This window comes from Micromonospora sp. H33, from assembly GCF_052068455.1.
Lineage (GTDB): Bacteria > Actinomycetota > Actinomycetes > Mycobacteriales > Micromonosporaceae > Micromonospora.
Map to the genome: position 1 here is coordinate 172980 of NZ_JBQHDE010000006.1, position 15716 is coordinate 188695.

Annotated in this window: 17 protein-coding genes and 1 pseudogene; 10 read left to right on the plus strand and 8 right to left on the minus strand. The window is 73.2% G+C overall.

The genetic code is table 11. The features are described from left to right. The first annotated feature begins 40 nt into the window (after positions 1-40). From ACTMS0_RS16560 to ACTMS0_RS16570, 3 genes are all read left to right on the plus strand, one after another. On the plus strand, positions 41-328 hold the full coding sequence (locus ACTMS0_RS16560; protein WP_441156083.1) for a hypothetical protein: 288 nt from the start codon (positions 41-43) through the stop codon (positions 326-328). Between the two features lie 102 nt (positions 329-430). Next, the gene (locus ACTMS0_RS16565; protein WP_441156084.1) at positions 431-1654 is read left to right on the plus strand and encodes an MFS transporter; all 1224 of its coding nucleotides are present in this window, start codon (positions 431-433) and stop codon (positions 1652-1654) included. A 91-nt stretch (positions 1655-1745) separates the two neighbouring features. Next, positions 1746-2258, plus strand: coding sequence for a hypothetical protein (locus ACTMS0_RS16570; RefSeq protein WP_441156085.1), 513 nt, complete (start codon positions 1746-1748; stop codon positions 2256-2258). Positions 2259-2351: 93 nt separating this feature from the next. On the opposite strand, the gene ACTMS0_RS16575 is transcribed toward ACTMS0_RS16570, so the two are convergent. Next, positions 2352-3098: a hypothetical protein gene (locus ACTMS0_RS16575; protein ID WP_441156086.1), complete on the minus strand. Its 747-nt coding sequence runs from the start codon at positions 3096-3098 to the stop codon at positions 2352-2354. A gap of 122 nt (positions 3099-3220) precedes the next feature. Here ACTMS0_RS16575 and ACTMS0_RS16580 point away from each other — a divergent pair, with 122 nt between their 5' ends. Further along, positions 3221-5587 (plus strand): transglycosylase domain-containing protein, encoded by a 2367-nt coding sequence (locus tag ACTMS0_RS16580; RefSeq protein WP_441156087.1) that lies wholly within the window; start codon positions 3221-3223, stop codon positions 5585-5587. 126 nt (positions 5588-5713) lie between these two features. After that, positions 5714-6241 carry an N-acetyltransferase family protein gene (locus tag ACTMS0_RS16585; RefSeq protein ID WP_441156088.1) on the plus strand — a complete coding sequence of 176 codons (528 nt, stop codon included), beginning with the start codon at positions 5714-5716 and terminating at the stop codon, positions 6239-6241. Between the two features lies 1 nt (position 6242). Here the strand turns inward: ACTMS0_RS16585 and ACTMS0_RS16590 are convergent, their stop codons facing one another. The 5 genes from ACTMS0_RS16590 to ACTMS0_RS16610 all read right to left on the minus strand — a co-directional run bounded on the left by ACTMS0_RS16590 (position 6243) and on the right by ACTMS0_RS16610 (position 10852). Beyond that, entirely contained in the window at positions 6243-6500 is a 258-nt protein-coding gene (locus tag ACTMS0_RS16590; RefSeq protein WP_441156089.1) for a UBP-type zinc finger domain-containing protein, read from the minus strand. Beyond that, a complete protein-coding gene (locus ACTMS0_RS16595) occupies positions 6497-8071 on the minus strand; it encodes a Na+/H+ antiporter (RefSeq protein ID WP_441156090.1) in 1575 nt (524 codons plus the stop codon). Before ACTMS0_RS16595 ends, ACTMS0_RS16590 begins: the two co-directional genes overlap by 4 nt. A 38-nt stretch (positions 8072-8109) precedes the next feature. Beyond that, positions 8110-9072, minus strand: coding sequence for a TIGR03885 family FMN-dependent LLM class oxidoreductase (locus ACTMS0_RS16600; protein ID WP_441156091.1), 963 nt, complete (start codon positions 9070-9072; stop codon positions 8110-8112). Between the two features lie 88 nt (positions 9073-9160). Beyond that, a complete protein-coding gene (locus ACTMS0_RS16605; RefSeq protein WP_441156092.1) occupies positions 9161-10576 on the minus strand; it encodes an NADP-dependent succinic semialdehyde dehydrogenase in 1416 nt (471 codons plus the stop codon). A 12-nt stretch (positions 10577-10588) separates the two neighbouring features. Further along, positions 10589-10852, minus strand: a complete 264-nt coding sequence (locus tag ACTMS0_RS16610) for a DUF6343 family protein (protein ID WP_441156093.1) — start codon at positions 10850-10852, stop codon at positions 10589-10591. Positions 10853-11046: 194 nt separating this feature from the next. Between ACTMS0_RS16610 and ACTMS0_RS16615 the strand changes: the two genes are divergently transcribed. Further along, the gene (locus tag ACTMS0_RS16615) at positions 11047-11652 is read left to right on the plus strand and encodes an antibiotic biosynthesis monooxygenase (protein ID WP_441156094.1); all 606 of its coding nucleotides are present in this window, start codon (positions 11047-11049) and stop codon (positions 11650-11652) included. Positions 11653-11762: 110 nt separating this feature from the next. Next, on the plus strand, positions 11763-12611 hold the full coding sequence (locus ACTMS0_RS16620; protein WP_441156095.1) for a GDSL-type esterase/lipase family protein: 849 nt from the start codon (positions 11763-11765) through the stop codon (positions 12609-12611). A 10-nt stretch (positions 12612-12621) separates the two neighbouring features. On the opposite strand, the gene ACTMS0_RS16625 is transcribed toward ACTMS0_RS16620, so the two are convergent. Together ACTMS0_RS16625 and ACTMS0_RS16630 are read right to left on the minus strand one after the other, a co-directional pair. After that, positions 12622-13392 (minus strand): EcsC family protein, encoded by a 771-nt coding sequence (locus ACTMS0_RS16625; RefSeq protein ID WP_441156096.1) that lies wholly within the window; start codon positions 13390-13392, stop codon positions 12622-12624. A 43-nt stretch (positions 13393-13435) separates the two neighbouring features. Then, complete coding sequence (locus tag ACTMS0_RS16630; RefSeq protein WP_441156097.1) at positions 13436-13579, minus strand: hypothetical protein; 144 nt, start codon at positions 13577-13579, stop codon at positions 13436-13438. A 282-nt stretch (positions 13580-13861) separates the two neighbouring features. Between ACTMS0_RS16630 and ACTMS0_RS16635 the strand changes: the two are divergent. The 3 genes and pseudogenes from ACTMS0_RS16635 to tnpB all read left to right on the plus strand — a co-directional run. Next, positions 13862-14005, plus strand: a pseudogene (locus tag ACTMS0_RS16635) (IS607 family transposase); the annotation flags it as partial. After that, complete coding sequence (locus tag ACTMS0_RS16640; RefSeq protein ID WP_441156098.1) at positions 14002-14298, plus strand: hypothetical protein; 297 nt, start codon at positions 14002-14004, stop codon at positions 14296-14298. The pseudogene ACTMS0_RS16635 and the gene ACTMS0_RS16640, both read left to right, overlap by 4 nt. Then, positions 14295-15674: an IS607 family element RNA-guided endonuclease TnpB gene (tnpB, locus tag ACTMS0_RS16645; RefSeq protein ID WP_441156099.1), complete on the plus strand. Its 1380-nt coding sequence runs from the start codon at positions 14295-14297 to the stop codon at positions 15672-15674. Before ACTMS0_RS16640 ends, tnpB begins: the two co-directional genes overlap by 4 nt. Positions 15675-15716: the final 42 nt, after the last annotated feature.

A 15716-nucleotide genomic window follows, 5' to 3' on the forward strand; every position in this document is an offset into this window, starting at 1 on the left:
TCTGGCCAACCCGTGGGACGCCGGCATCGGGCAGGACGGCGTGCCGCTGGTCGCCGGCGCCGAGTACACGCTCGGCTTCGACGTCTCCGCCACGCCCGGCACGGTCCCCCTCGACGGACACGAGCACCACGTGCCCGGGCGGCAGAGTGGCGAGCCGCCGGCCGACCTCGTCGGTGTCCGCCGGGTAACCCAGCTCCCGCACCAGCCCGGCGATCGCCGGGGCGTCCTCGGGTCGGGCGGTGCGTACCTGCGGCGTCATGGCGTCTCCACTGTGATCGGCGTCGCGTCCGTCGGGCACCCTACCGACGCGCCACGACACCTACGGTGAGCTGCATGATCACCGACGGGACGGCATGACGGCGCGCGCCATCCGCGTCGTCGGGTCGGGCGGGCGACGGGTCGTCCGGCGCTGAGCAGCCGGTGGTCGACGGTGCTTCCGGTGCCGCCGCCGGGCGAGCTGCGCACGCTGTCGGCGGCCACGCTCGCCAACACGGTCGGCACCGGGCTCTGGGTGGCCGGCTCGGCGCTCTACCTGACCCGGGTGGTCGGGCTGAGCCCGTCGACCGTCGGGGTCGGGCTCACCATCGCCGGGCTGGTGGGGCTCGCCGCCAGTGTGCCGCTCGGTGGCCTCGCCGACCGGCGGGACCCGCGTACGCTGCGCGCCGCGCTCCAGGTGCTGCAGGCCGGGGTCGCCGGGGCGTACCTGCTGGTCGACTCCGTCACGCTCTTCCTCGTGGTGGCCGTGCTGGACGCGCTCCTGGTCTCCGGCAACCTGGCCGTCCGCGCCGCCCTGATCGCAGCCGTGGCTGGGCCGGCCGGGCGGGTGCACGCCTTCGCCACGCTGCGCGCGGTGGCGAACGTGGGGATCGCCGTCGGCGCCGCCGTGGCCGGGTTCGCGCTCGCGGCGGACACCCGTGCGGCGTACGACCTGCTGGTGGTCGGCGACGCGGTCACGTACCTGCTCTCCGCAGCCCTGCTCATGCGGCTGCCGGCGTACCCGCCGACGCGGGTGACCGGGCCACGACGGCCGGGACGTCCGCTGCGCGACCTGCCCTTCCTCGCGGTGAGCGGCGCGTCGGCGGTGTTGTCCCTGCACTGGGTGGTCCTCACCCTGGTGCTGCCGCTGTGGCTGGTCGGGCACACCGACGCACCGCCGGTCACGGTGTCGGCGGTGCTGCTGGTCAACACCGTGCTGACCGTACTGCTGGCGGTACGGCTCAGCCGGGGCGCAAGCCGTACCGGTTCGGCGGCGGCCACAATGCGCCGCGCCGGGCTCGTGCTCGCGGCGACCATGCCGTTGTACGCCGCGACGGCCAGCCTGCCCGTCCCGCTGGCGGTGGGGCTGCTGCTGCTCACGACCGTCGCGTACACGATCGGGGACCTGTGGCACGGCACGGCCGGTGCCGGGCTCGCCTACGATCTCGCGGCGCCGGACGCGGTCGGGACCTATCAGGGCGTGGACGGCCTGCTCGCCGGCTTGGCCCGCGCGATCGGTCCGGCGCTGCTGACGGTCGTGGTGCTCGGCGGCGGCACGGGCGGCTGGCTGGCCCTGGGCGTGCTGTTCGCGGTCACCGGTCTCGCCGTGCCGGCGCTGACCCGGCGCGCTCTCTCCACCCGTCCCGCGCCCTCGACGCCCGGCCCCGCGGCGCCCTGACCGCGGCGCCCCTCCCCCAGCGGCTACCCTCCGGCGCGGCGTCTGGACCCCTAGGATCCGGTTGTCTCACCGCTCGACCAATGGGAGTCCCATGCCTCGCTGGAGAGCCGTCCTCGCCCTTACCGTGCTGCTCGCTGGCTGCGGCGGAGGCGAACCGGGCCGGCCGCCGGCTGCGGCGCCGGCGTGGCAGACCGCAGCGCCGACCACGCCGGCCGCCCCGACCGCGCTGACCCCGGCCGAGGCCAAGAGCCGCTACCTGGAGATCGTCACGCCGTACAACAGGGCTCTGGAGGAACTGGAGGATGCGGTCAACTCCGGGAAGCCGTGGCGGACGGTCCGGACGCTGGCCGCCGAGGTCGCCCGGACGAACGCGGCCCACGCGGCCGAGCTGCGCGAGGTCGTCTGGCCGGCGAAGGTCCGTGCACCACTGGCGGCGCTGTTGGCGGAGAACGACATCGCGCTACGGCACTGGCGGCGGGCCGGCGAGGCGGCGGACGCCGACGCGCTGATGCGGGAAATCCGTACGGCGGCGGCGCACAGCGGCGCCGAGGAGGCGGGCCGGGTCCGTGCCGCGCTCGGGCTGCCCGCCTATCGGGAGGGCTGACCGGCAGCGCCGGGCCTGACGTCGTGGCCGACCGGGCCGGTGCCGGAAGAGCGGTCGGCGACCGGAGACGGGCGTGTGACCGGCTCGGCAGCCTCACGCCCATTCGCCGACGAAGAGCGGCGCGACCGGACGCTCCCGGCGCCCGATCCGCAGATCCCCGAAGATCGTGCTCCGTTCTGCCCGCTCGACCTCCGCGTCCAGGTCGATCTGCAGCTCCTCCGAGGCGTCGTGGGCCGCGCCGATCAGCACGATCTCGGTCCCCGGGTGGTCGAGGAAGCCGGGCGGGTCGACCGGGGCGAACCGGCGGCCGTGGAACCGCCGTTGCAGCGCGGCGGGCAGCTTGACCTTCCGGTCGCCACCCAGGCCCACCCCGGGCGGCGACGGCGCCTGCGGGTTCTTCACCGTGACGATGTAGCTCGCCTCCGACTCGATGCTGAGTCCGTGCTGTGCCGGGCCGGGACGCAACGGCAGTTCCAGCTCGTACGCCAGGTGGGTGTGGTCGTCGTGCCGCGCGATGACGTACGCGCCCTCCGCCGCGGGCCGCGCCGGCGGCTGCTCCCGTTCGCCGCGGGTCTTCGTCCGGTACTCCCGCGCCCGCAGCGTCTCGTGCAGCTGCTCGGGCCGGTCCACCACCTCGTCGACGAACGCCCAGAACCGGTCGTGCGCGTCGATGCCGGGCAGACGCTTGCGTCCGACCACCAGGAGCCGAAGGTGCCGCCCCTGCCACGGGTGCATGATCACCAGTAGCCGCTGCACCTCCTCCAGGGAGTCGACATGCTCCTCGGCCACCCGCGGGCGGTACAGGAAGTAGATGTCTCCGTCCTCAAGCAGTTCGGCCACCCGCCGCGCGTACCCGAAAAAGGCGCCGGAATCCGCCCGACCCCGCTCCCGTGGCCACAGCCCGGCGTGGCGTACCAGGTCGGTCAAGATTCAGCAGGCGAGCCGTTGGGTACCGGGTGCGGGTGACTTCTCCACGCTACGACGACGGCGCTGCCGGCACACCCGAGCCGACGGCCGCCCCCGCTGAGCCGAAGCGGCGGCGGCGCCGCAAGGTCACGATCAGCCTGGCCGTGCTCGCGCTCCTGCTCGGCAGCGGTCTCCTGGGCGGCGCCTACTACGTCGACAGCGTGCCGACTCCCACCGACCTGAAACTGCCGGAGTCGACGACGGTCTACTTCGCAGACGGTCGGACGCCGATGGCGAAGCTGGGCACGGAGAACCGGACGATCGTGCCGTTCGACCAGATGAACGACTCCGCGAAGCAGGCGATCGTGGCGGCCGAGGACCGCACGTTCTGGACCAACGAGGGCATCGACTTCAAGGGCGTGCTGCGCGCCGCCTGGGCGAACATCACCGGCGGGCAACGCCAGGGCGCGTCGACGATCACCCAGCAGTACGCCCGGGTGGCCGCGGACCTCAAGGGCGTCACCTACTCGCGCAAGGCCCGGGAGGCGGTCATCGCGTGGAAGCTCGACGACACGTACAGCAAGGAGGAGATCCTCGGCTTCTACCTGAACACGGTGCCGTTCGGTCGCGGCGCGTACGGCATCGAGGCGGCCGCGCAGACCTACTTCGGCAAGACGGTGCGCCGCGACGCGCCGGCGGCGAGACAGTTGACCGTGGCGGAGGCGATGGTGCTCTGCGCGATGGTGAAGCAGCCGGAGGCCAACCCGGACGACCCCGAGGGCCAGCCCGGCTACGACCCGCAGCGCGGCCCCAAGGCCCGGCAGAACTCGATCGACCGGTGGAACTACATCCGCGACGGCATGGTGGAGCTGGGGTACCTGTCGGCGGACGACGCGGCCGACCTGGCGTACCCCGACACGGTGAAGCCGATCGACCGGGCTGGCGACCAGTCCGGGCTCGACCGGCCGACCGGCCTGGTGGTCAACCATGTGCTCAGCGAGCTGCGGCAGTCCGAGCCGTTCAAGGACAAGCCTGCCGACTACGTCCGCAACGGCGGGTACAAGATCATCAGCACCGTCGACAAGCGGGTCCAGGACGCCGCCGAGGCCGCCGCCGACATCCGGCGCGACACCGCCCCTGAACAGGTACGCGGGCAGCCGAAGAACTGGCAGGCCGCGCTGGTGGCGGTGGAACCCGGCACCGGGCGGGTGCTCGGCTACTACGGCGGCGACGACGGGGCAGGCGCCGACTACGCCGGCTGGTACTACGACGAGGAGGGCGCTGCCCGCGGCTTCGGCCAGCACCCGCCGGGGTCGTCGTTCAAGGTGTACGACCTGGCCGCGGCGGTGCGGGACAAGATGTCGGTCAAGCAGCGCTTCCACGCCCCCGACACCAAGGAGTTCCCCGCCTCCGGCCGGACGAGGGAGAGCGCGGCCGGCCCGATCCGCAACGCCGAACGGGCACCGTGCCAACCGAACTGCGCGCTCTGGGAGGCGACCGTCGCCTCGCTCAACGTCACCTACTTCGAGCTCACCGAGAAGCTGGGCACGGCCAAGGTGATCGACATGGCCACCCGGGCCGGCGTCGACTCGATGTGGGCCAACCCGAAGGGCGACTCGAAGCCGAAGCGGATCGGCCTGCGCGGCCAGTCCAGTGAGGAGGTGGCGAAGCAGTTCTCCACCGAGGTCGGCATCGGCCAGTACGGCATCACGGTCGAGGACCACGCCAACGGGATGGCGACCTTCGCCGCCGGCGGGAAGCGGGCCGAGGCGCACTTCGTGCGGTCGGTGAGCAAGGGCGACGAGGAGGTTCTCAAGGAGCGCCTCACCCAGACCGACGTCGGCCTCGACGAGGAGGCGGTCGCCCAGCTCAACTGGACGCTGCGCCGGGTGAAGGCCGCCGAGTTGGACAACGGCTGGGACTCCGCCGGCAAGACCGGCACCTGGCAGGCCGGCCAGAGCACCACCCGGAACCTGCACACCTGGATGGTCGGCTACACCGGCGCACTCGCGTCGGCGGTCTGGCTCGGCACCACCGACGGCAAGCCGTTGCGGACGAAGGACGGCAGCTACGACGTCTTCGGCTCCAGCGGCGCCGGGCCGATCTGGCGGCAGTTCATGGAACAGGCGACGGCGGCGCTGAAGCTCGACCCGGACAAGTACCGCTTCACGGAGCCGAAGTTCCCGGACGACGACGCGCCGTCGTCGCCCACCGCGTCGGCGCGACCAGAGCGAACGGAAGCGGACCCGACCCCGACGACCGCGCGGCCGACGCCTACGGCGACCCGGCCGACCTGCGATCCGGAGCGCTGCGCCACCGCGAGCCCGACCGGTGGCCCGAAGCCGACCACGACGCCGACCGGTTCACCGAAGCCGAGCCCGTCGCGCAGCCTGAAGCCGTCGCGCAGCCCGGCATCGGGCTGACGCCGGCCCCGGCGGCGCTGACCGCCGGCCGCGACCACGCGGGCCGGGCCGGCGGTCAACGCGGCGACATCCGGCCGTCGACCCCTCCCACGACCGTCCGCCTCGGCCAGGTAGCAGGATGGGGCCGTGACCGATGATCTTCTTCTGCGGCCGGGCGGCCCGGCGGACGCGCCCGCCGTGCTGCGGCTGCTCGACGACGCGACCGCCTGGCTGGTGTCCCAGGGGCGCACCGGCCAGTGGGGCACCGAGCCCGCGTCGGCCGATCCGCGACGGATCGCCCAGGCCGACGCGTGGACGAAAGGCGGCGGGTTGTGGCTGGCGCAGCTCGGCGAGCGACCCGTCGGCGCGCTGGTCGTCGGCTCGGCCACCGACTACGTACCGCCCGCCACGGAACCCGAGCTGTACGTGAACCTGCTGGTCACCGACCGCGCGTACGCCGGGCACGGAATCGGTGGCCGGCTGCTCGCGCACGCGGCGGACCTGGCCCGCGAGCGGCGCCTCGATCTGCTGCGGGTCGACTGCTACGCCGGGGGCGACGGCGCGCTGGTGCGCTGGTACGAGCGGCAGGGCTTCACCCGCACCGAGCAGTTCAGCGTGCAGCGGCCGGGCCGGGAGCCCTGGCCGGGTCAGGTGCTGGCCCGTCGGCTGGGCTGAGTCAGCCGATCTCCTCGTCCACGAAGCACCACCGCCAGGACTCGCCGGGCTCGACCGAGCGCATCACCGGGTGCCCGGTGCCCTCGAAGTGCTTGCTGGCGTGCCGCTGCGGCGACGAGTCGCAACAGCCGACGTGCCCGCAGCTCAGGCAGGAGCGTAGGTGCACCCAGTCGTCGTTGCCGATCGCCAGGCAGTCCGGGCAGGTGTCCGTGGTCTCCGGCGGTACGTCGCGGGCCTCGGTCAGATGGGGACAGCTCACTCGACGACCTCCCGTCGCAGCAACGACTCCTCCAGGTCCAGGTCTCGGTAGGCCCGCACCAGCACCTCCTCGGGGATCCGACCGGCGTCCCGGGCGGCCCGGAACACCTCCCGCTCGGCGTCGATCATCTCCTGTCGCAGCCGACCGTACGCCTGCGACGGCGTCTCCCGCGTGGCGCCGCCCAACTGCTCCCACGCCATGTTGGTGCGCTGGTCGACCAGTCGCCGCAGCCGGTCCACGACCGCCGGCGGGGCGGTGCCGGCGAGCGCGTCGAGGCGCTCCCGCGCGGCGCGGCTGGCCTGCTGCTGCACCCCGGCCGCCGACAGCGCGTCCTGCACCGGGTCGTCCGGCGTCAGCTTCAGCCGGCGAGCCACCGCCGGCAGGGTGGCGCCCTGCCCGACCAGGCTCACCACGATCACCGCGAACGCGAGCCAGATGAACAGGCCCCGCGGGTAGGGCTCCCCGCCGGCGAGGGTGAGCGGCAGGGCGAGCGCGGCGGCGAGGGTGACCACTCCGCGCATGCCGGCCCAGGCGATGACGATCGGGACCCGGGCCGGCGACGCGGGGTCGCGGCGACGCACCCGGGGCACCAGGCGCGTCAGGTACGCCGCCGGGAACACCCAGAGGAACCGGGTGAGGAAGACCGTCACCAGGACCGCCGCGGTGACGGCGGCGACGAAGCCGAGCGGGCGGTCGATGTCCCGCAGCACCTCCGGCAGTTGCAGCCCGACCAGCAGGAAGACCAGCCCCTCCAGCAGGAACCGCACCAGCCGCCAGAACGCGCCCACCTGGAGCCGGGACGCCGCGGACATGAGCCGGGGCAGCTTGTGCCCCAGCGCCAGCCCGGTCACCACCACCGCGACCACGGCGGAGGCGTGGATCTCCTCGGCGGCGAAGGCCACCACGAACGGGATGATCAGCGAGAGTGCGTTGTCCAGCAGCGGGTCCGAGATGCGCTTGTGGAGGAAGCTGAAGACGACGGCGCCGAGCGCGCCGATCAGCAGGCCGCCACCGGTGGCGGCGACGATCTCCTTGGTCACCTCGGTCACCCCGACCGCCGCGCCGATGGTGGCCATTCCGGCGATCCGCAGCAGCACCAGCGCGGTGGCGTCGTTGAGCAGGCTCTCCCCCTCCAGGATCGTCACCACCCGGCGGGGCAGGCCGATACGCCGGGCCACCGCGGTCGCGGCCACCGCGTCCGGCGGCGCCACCACCGCGCCGAGCGCCAGGCACACCGCGAACGGCGCCGCGGGCAGCAGCAGGTGCACGACCAGCCCCACGGCGAACGCGGTGAACACCACGAGCCCGACCGCGAGCAGCAGGATCGGCCGCAGGTTGAGCCGGAACGCCGGGACCGAGGTGTCCAGCGCGGCGATGTAGAGCAGCGGCGGCAGGATGCCCACCAGCACCAGCTCCGGGTTGAGCCGGACGTCCGGGAAGCCCGGCAGGTAGGAGAGCACGAGGCCGAGCACCACCAGCAGGATCGGCGCCAGCACCCCCAGCCGGCGGGCCAGGGCCGCGCCGAGCGTCGCGATCGCGAGGAAGACGACGACCTCGAAGAGAGCCTCCATGGCGTACGAGCCTAGGGGCGGGCCCCCGCCGGTCCCGATCAACCCGTACGCAGTTTCGGCAGCACCTCCGCCCCGAAGGCGTCGATGAACGCCCGCTGCTCCTGTCCCACGTGGTGCAGGGCGATCTGGTCGAACCCGAGGCCGACGTACTCCTCCAGCCACCCGACGTGCCGGCCGAGGTCGGCGGAGACGTTGACGACCTCGCGCACCTTCGCCATCGGCACGTCGGCGGAGACCACGTCGAAGTGGTCGACCATCTCCAGGTCCCAGCAGACCGGCGGCGCGAACACGTTGCTGCGCCACTGGTCGTACGCGATCGCCTCGGCCTCGGCCTGCTCGGGCGCCCAGCTGACGTGCACCTGGAGGTGCAGGGGGCCGCGCCCGCCGGCGTCCCGGTACGCGTCGATCATCCGCCGCAGGTGTCCGGCCGGCGCGTTGACGGTGATCAGCCCGTCGGCCCACTCCGCGCACCAGCGCGCGGTCTCGACGCTGACCGCGGCGCCGATCAGTGCCGGCGGCTGCTCCGGCCGGGTCCACAGCCTCGCCCGGTCCACCCGGACCAGGCCGTCGTGGCTGACCTCCTCGCCGGCGAGCAGCGCGCGGATCACGTCCACGCACTCGCGCAGCCTCGCGGCTCGGACGTCCTTGCGGGGCCAGCCGTCGCCGGTGATGTGCTCGTTGCTCGCCTCACCGGTGCCGAGGGCGGCCCAGAAGCGACCCGGGTACATCGCGGCCAGGGTGCCGATGGCCTGGGCGACGATCGCCGGGTGGTACCGCTGCCCGGGCGCGTTGACCACGCCGAAGGACAGGTTGGTGGCCTGGAGGGCGGCGCCGAGCCAGGACCAGGCGAACCCGGAGTGGCCCTGGCGGGCGCTCCACGGGGAGAAGTGGTCCGAGGACATGGCGGCGCCGAACCCGGCGCGCTCGGCGTGGACGACCGCGTCCAGCAGGGCGCGGGGGTGGATCTGCTCGTGGGACGCGTGGAGCCCGAACACCGTCATGGTGTCGTTCCGTACCCACCCCGCCGGAGCGGTAAGCAAGGGCCCCTTCTTAACGCCTGGCGTTGTAGAAGGGGCCCTTGCAATCACGTCACTCGGCGTGCGCGCCGGCCGAGGCGGTGCTCCCGCCCTCGCCGCCGACCCAGACCGTCTTGATGTTGCAGAACTCGCGCATGCCCAGCGCCGACAACTCCCGCCCGTACCCGGAGTTCTTCACACCGCCGAACGGCAGGTCGGGGAAGGACGTGGTCATGCCGTTGATGAAGACGTTCCCCGCGTCCAGGTCGACCGCGAAGCGCTCCTGCTCCTGCGGGTCCCCCGTCCAGGCGTTGGAGCCGAGGCCGAACGAGGTGCCGTTGGCCACCTCGATCGCCTCCGCGTACGACGACGCGCGGAAGAGGCCGGCGACCGGCCCGAACACCTCCTCGCTCCACATGCGCATCTCCGGCGTGAGGTCGGTGACCACGGTGGGCGGGTAGTACCAGCCCTCCCCCGCCGGCTTCTCGCCGCCGCAGAGGATCGTCGCGCCCTTGTCGACGGCGTCGCGCACCTGGGCGTCGATCTCGTCCCGGCCGCCCTCGCTGGCCAGCGGCCCGACGTCGGTGGCGTCGTCCATCGGGACGCCCACCCGCAGCGCGGACATGCGCGCCGCGAACTTCTCGGCGAACGCGTCGAACACGTCGGTGTGGACGATGAACCGTTTCGCCGCGATGCAGGACTGGCCGTTGTTCTGGCAGCGGGCGGTGGTGGCCACCTCGGCGGCCCGGTCCAGGTCGGCCGAGGGCATCACCACGAACGGGTCGCTGCCGCCGAGTTCCAGGACGGTCTTCTTCAGCTCCCGGCCCGCGATCTGGGCGATCGAGCGGCCGGCGCGTTCGCTGCCGGTGAGCGTGGCGGCCCGGACCCGGGGGTCGCTGAGGATCATGTCGACCGCGTCGGAGCCGACCAGCAGCGTGGTGAACGCCCCCTCGGGGAACCCGGCGCGGCGGAACAGGTCCTCCAGCAGCAGGGCGGTCTGCGGCACGTTCGAGGCGTGCTTGAGCAGGCCGGTGTTGCCGGCCATCAACGCCGGGGCGGCGAAGCGCATCACCTGCCAGAGCGGGAAGTTCCACGGCATGACCGCGAGCACCGGCCCGATCGGCTGGTAGCGGACGAACGCCCGCGCGGCCTTGACGGCCTTCGCGTCGGCGGGCTCGTCGGCGAGGAACTCCGCCGCCTTCGCCGCGTAGAAGCGGCAGGCGGTCGCGCACTTGGCCACCTCGGCCTTCGCCGCGGCGTACGTCTTGCCCATCTCCGTCGTCATCAACCGCGCGGTGTCGTCGCGCTCGGCCTCCAGCAGGTCGGCGGCGGCGGTGAGCCACCGGCCGCGCTGCTCGACGGTGGTGTCGCGCAACTGCCGGTACGCGAGGTCCGCCCGCTCGATCGCGGCGTCGACCTGCTCGGCCGGCATCGCGTCGTACGTCTTGAGCGTCTGTCCGGTGGCGGGGTTGATGGTGGCGATGGGCATCTCGTACTCCTGTCACTCGAACAGTGAGTGCCGCGCGCCCGGCTCCTCCCGGTGGCGCGCGGCACGGCGGCGCTGGATGATCACCAGGTCGACCACGGCGACCACCGCGAAGATCGTGCAGAGCACGCCCAGCCACGCCACGTCGGCCCGGAACGCCAGCACGGCGAAGATCGCCATGGTGACCAGGCCGAAGCTGGCGAGGACGAGGCGGAGATTGAGCGCGCTGTAGGCGTGGCCGACCGTGCCACGGGCGCGCCGGGGCTGCGATCTCGTCATCACCCCGACCTACCCGCCCACGTCGGGCTTAACCCGCGCCCGATCGCGACGGTCCGGAGGATGGCGTCCCCGCCGTGGGGTATTCCGTGCCGGACGCGGCGCTCCCGTGGGCCCCGTCACGGCCCTCGTGGGTTGCGTTACACCACCCCCTCGTGACCCGTCCGATCCGGGCGACGGCAGGGAGCATGGAGGGCATGACCATGACCCACGCGATGCCGGTGACGGTCGCGATCGCGCGGCGCACCGACCCCGCCCGCACGGACGAGATGGTGGCGTGGATGCGCGCCGGCGCCGCGCTCGCCGAGGCGTTCCCCGGGTTCCTCGGCGCCGGGTGGGTCCGCAGCGCGCCCGGGTCCGGCGAGTGGCACATGCTCTACCGGTTCGCCGACCACGAGACCCTGCGCCGCTGGGAGGAGTCGCCCCAGCGGCACTGGTGGCTGGCCTCCGCGCAGGGCATCGTCGAACACACCCGGGTCGAGCGGCGGACGGGGATCGAGGGCTGGTTCGAGCCGCCACGGGAGCACGTCGTCGAGCCGGTGAGCGCGGAGCCCACCGTCCCGCCGCCGACGCCGCCGCGTTGGAAGCAGGCCGTGACGATCTGGTTGGCGTTCTTCCCGCTCAGCCTCACCGCGACGCTGCTGACCAGCTCGTTCATCCCGGGCGTCCCGCTGGCGGTGCGCGTACTGGTCATGACGCTGACGCTGACGCCGCTGATGACCTACGTGGTGCTGCCCTGGATCACCCGGGCGCTCGGCTGGTGGCTGCACGGGCAGCGGGCACCCTGGCGCATACCACGCTGAGCGGGACGGCGGCAGCGCTGTGCCGCATACCCGACACCATCGGATGACCCCACCGACCCGCGCATAGAGTTACCGGGCTGTCGCTCTCCGTTTGGCCGACTGGGGAAGTCATGCCTCGACGCTGGGTCACCGCCGTCGCCTGCCTGCTCGCGCTGGTCGCTCTCGCCTGCGAGGAAGGGGGCGCGGCGGCACCGCGCCCCACCCGCGGATCGACGGCTCCGGGCACGGGCGGGATCGCCGCCCTCGGCGACTCGATCTCCACCGGTTTCGGGTCCTGCCTGGTGCTCACCTCGTGCGCGCGCAACTCCTGGTCGACAGGCGACAGCCTGCGGGTGGACAGCCACTACCGCCGGCTGCTCGACCAGGAGCCGGCGCTGCGCGGTCGGGCGTACAACCACGCCCGGCCGGGCGCCCGGGCCGAGGCGCTGGCGGCGCAGGCCGAGCGGGCGGCCCGGGACAAGCCGGACCGGGTGACCGTGCTCATCGGCGCCAACGACGTCTGCCGGGGCGGCGTGGAGGCGATGACGCCGGTGAAGCGGTTCCGTGCCGAGATCGACCGGGGGCTGCGGGTGCTCCGCACGGAGCGGCCGAAAGCGCGGGTGCTGGTGGTCAGCCTCCCGGACCTGTACCGGCTGTGGGAGGTCGGGCACACCGACGAACGGGCCGTACGGGCCTGGCGCCGGGGGATCTGCCCCGCGCTGCTGGCCAACCCCACCTCGACCGACCCGCTGGACCGGGCCCGCCGGGCCACGGTGCGGGAGCGGATCACCGACTACAACGCCCAGCTCGCCGCCGCGTGCAAGGCGTACGGCTCCCGCTGCCGGTACGACGGCGGCGCCGCCCACCGGGTGCGGTTCACCCTCGACCTCGTGAACCGGCTGGACTGGTTCCACCCCAACGCCGCCGGGCAGGACAAGCTGGCCGAGGTCACCTGGCGGGCGTGGGGGCGGGCGACCTGACCGGCCCGGCTCACCCCTGCCGCTGCTCCGGCAGACCGCCGCCGTACTGCCGGTACAGGACGCGGGACCGTGCCGCGAGGTCCTTGGTGGCCGACGAGTTGGCCCAGGTGCCGAGGATGATCGCCGCCCCCGGCACCACCTTCGCGAAGACCCGCTTCGCCGCCCGTACGCCGGCCATCTGGGCCAGCCGGACGCCGAGCCGGAGCATCACCCGGCCGAGCGGGGCCTGCCCGCCGGAACCGAAGAGCGCCCCGGCGCGTTCCCGGCCGGCGGCCACCCCGAGCGCCAGGCGGGCGCTCTGGGCCACCTTGTGCACCTTCTGCAGCACCAGCAGGTCGGTGGCCCGGTCGGTGTGGGTGGCGTCGACGCCGTACGCGGCGGCGATGTGCAGCACCATCCGGGCCTGCGTCCAGGCCAGGACACCCACGTCGATCACCGCGCCGGGCAGCCCGGCCGCGCCGGAGACCGCGCCGGAGAGCCGCGCGTGGTTGACGAACTTGCGGACCGCCTGCTCGGCCAGGACCTCGGCGGACACCCCGGGCTGCTCCGCCCGGGCCCGCTGCGCCCACTGCGCCGCCTCCGGGCCGAGCCGGCGCACCGCCTCCAGAGCGAGGTGCTCCGGGGCGTACTGCGGATCCTCCCGCATCCGGTCCCAGAGCCCGGCGGGCGGCGCCTCCGGAGCACCGGGCGGCGCCGGTGCCGCCACGGGCGTCGGGGCCGTCACGGGCGGCTGCGGCGGGAGGGCGGCGGGCTGGCCGTCGGTGGGCACGGCATCGGTCACGAGGGTCTCCCGAGGGGGTGGCCTGAGGTGGGACGTCGGGGGGTCAGCGGCGGTGCTGGAACTTGGCGGCGAGGCCCTTCAGCTTCTGCTGAGTGGACGGCTTGGCCAGCTCCCGGCGACCCCGGTCGATCAACTGCTGCCCCTTGGGCGAGCGCAGGAACGCGGTGATCCGGTGCATGAGAGACATCTCGTCCTCCTGTCGTGCTGCGTGTACCCATGTGTACCTCGCAGCGACAACGTCTGTACCCCGGATGCCGGACCGGGAACCGTCCACTGTGGCGGGAGCGTACCGCCCGGACCGGTCGTGATCACCATCGTCGTCCGTTCGGCGGATGCCAGCGTCCGCTTTCCGGTCGCCGCCGGGCGGCGGACGGCCGTCCTACGGCACGCCCGGAGGGGTAGTCAGCTGATGGCGCGTCGGGAATCTTTGGCGGTCGTTGGTGGCCTATGGTGGTCAGGAATCTTGAAGGACCCAGCCGAGGTCGACGACGACTTGGTGCGGGATGTGACCGAAGTCCTGACCTCGCGGTGCGCCCGCTTGTACGGCTGCGCGGCAGCTGACCGTGCCCGCCGTGCTGTCGAGGCGGCGATCAGCCAGCGGGAGGAGCGATGACGCCACGGAAGATCGTGGTGTCGTGCGATCGCTGCTTCAGGACTCAAACGATGAGGCCGGGCAGGGTGGAGTCCTGCGACGGCTACTTCTGCGTCACCGGACATGGGCCGAGTGGCGGGCCGCCGCCGGGGTTGGTCCGCGAGTTGGTGATCAACGCTGCGGGTGGATTCTGGGGATGGCGCGATGTGCTGCCGTCGCACGAGGCGATGAGCGGCATCCTCCGGGCACGAGAGATTCTTGCCATAGGCCAGGCCCAGCGGATCATCGAGGATGCCGGGGACGGCTCGGCGTGAGGACGATCCAGGCGTACCGGTTCGCCCTCGACTTGACCCCCGCGCAGGAGCGGGCGGTGCTGGCGCACGCCGGCGCGGCGCGGGTGGCGCACAACTGGGCTTTGGCGCGGGTGAAGGCGGTGATGGACCAGCGGGCCGCCGAGCGCACCTACGGCGTGCCGGATGACCGGCTTACTGCGGCCGTGTCGTGGTCGCTGCCTGCGCTTCGCAAGGCGTGGAACGCGGTGAAGGTCGAGGTGGCGCCGTGGTGGGCCGAATGTTCGAAGGAGGCGTTCAACACCGGTCTGGACGCGCTCGCCCGCGCGTTGAAGCACTGGTCAGACTCCCGGTCGGGTCAGCGGACTGGGCGGCCGGCCGGGTTCCCGCGGTTCAAATCCCGCCGCCGTTCGACGCCGTCCGTGCGGTTCACCACCGGCGCGATCCGGGTCGAGCCGGACCGCAAGCACGTGGTGTTGCCGCGGCTGGGCCGGTTGAAGCTGCACGAGTCGGCCCGCAAGCTCGCCCGCCGCCTCGACAACGGCACCGCCCGGATCATGTCCGCCACTGTGCGCCGCGACGGCGGACGCTGGCACGTCGCATTCACAGTGTCAGTGGAGCGGCCCGAGCGCCGCCCGGCCCGGCCCGGGTCGGTGGTGGGTGTGGACGTGGGCGTCACGCACCTCGCCGTCCTGTCCACCAGGCAGCTCGAACCGAACCCCCGGCACCTCCACCAGGCGCAGCGCAGCCTGCGTGCGCTCGGCCGGAGCCTGTCCCGCAAGGCCGGCCCGGACCGGCGCACCGGACGCCGGCCGTCAAAGCGGTGGCAGCGCGCCCAAGCCCGGCTCGGCCGGACGCACGCCCGCGTGGCGAATCTACGCCGCGACGGCCTGCACAAGCTCACCACCCGACTCGCCGCCACCTACGGCACGATCGTCGTCGAAGACCTCAACGTGTCGGGCATGCTCGCCAACCGGCGCCTGGCCCGGCACATCGCCGACGCCGGGTTCGCCGAGATGCGGCGGCAACTCGACTACAAGACCGAATGGAGCGGCGGCCGGCTGCTCGTGGCCGACCGCTGGTATCCATCCTCCAAGACCTGCTCGGACTGCGGCGCGGTGAAAACCAAACTCGCCCTGTCCGAGCGCGAATACCAGTGCGAGACGTGCGGCCTGGTCATCGACCGGGACCTCAACGCCGCCCGCAACCTAGCCGCAATCGCAGCTGACGCAACAACCGCCGGGAGTGGCCCGGTGGCAGGACGTGGAGCCGACCAGAAGACCCGCCCCGGCGGGCCGGCGGCAGTGAAACGTCAACCCGGCACCGCACCCGCGGGCAAGACCGGGACCGTCCCACCGCAAGGCGGGACTACCGCTCCAACGCTCACCAGAGCGCACTGAGAGGTAACGGCACGCAGGAATGCATCAGGATGGCGGGTACGT

What these genes read in the sequence shown, in the direction of transcription:
- ACTMS0_RS16570 (WP_441156085.1), top strand. Translation starts at nt 1,746, where the DNA reads ATGCCTCGCTGGAGAGCCGTCCTCGCCCTTACCGTGCTGCTCGCTGGC.
- ACTMS0_RS16595 (WP_441156090.1), bottom strand. Translation starts at nt 8,071, where the DNA reads ATGGAGGCTCTCTTCGAGGTCGTCGTCTTCCTCGCGATCGCGACGCTC.
- ACTMS0_RS16600 (WP_441156091.1), bottom strand. Translation starts at nt 9,072, where the DNA reads ATGACGGTGTTCGGGCTCCACGCGTCCCACGAGCAGATCCACCCCCGC.
- ACTMS0_RS16605 (WP_441156092.1), bottom strand. Translation starts at nt 10,576, where the DNA reads ATGCCCATCGCCACCATCAACCCCGCCACCGGACAGACGCTCAAGACG.
- ACTMS0_RS16610 (WP_441156093.1), bottom strand. Translation starts at nt 10,852, where the DNA reads ATGACGAGATCGCAGCCCCGGCGCGCCCGTGGCACGGTCGGCCACGCC.
- ACTMS0_RS16615 (WP_441156094.1), top strand. Translation starts at nt 11,047, where the DNA reads ATGACCATGACCCACGCGATGCCGGTGACGGTCGCGATCGCGCGGCGC.
- ACTMS0_RS16620 (WP_441156095.1), top strand. Translation starts at nt 11,763, where the DNA reads ATGCCTCGACGCTGGGTCACCGCCGTCGCCTGCCTGCTCGCGCTGGTC.
- ACTMS0_RS16630 (WP_441156097.1), bottom strand. Translation starts at nt 13,579, where the DNA reads ATGTCTCTCATGCACCGGATCACCGCGTTCCTGCGCTCGCCCAAGGGG.
- ACTMS0_RS16640 (WP_441156098.1), top strand. Translation starts at nt 14,002, where the DNA reads ATGACGCCACGGAAGATCGTGGTGTCGTGCGATCGCTGCTTCAGGACT.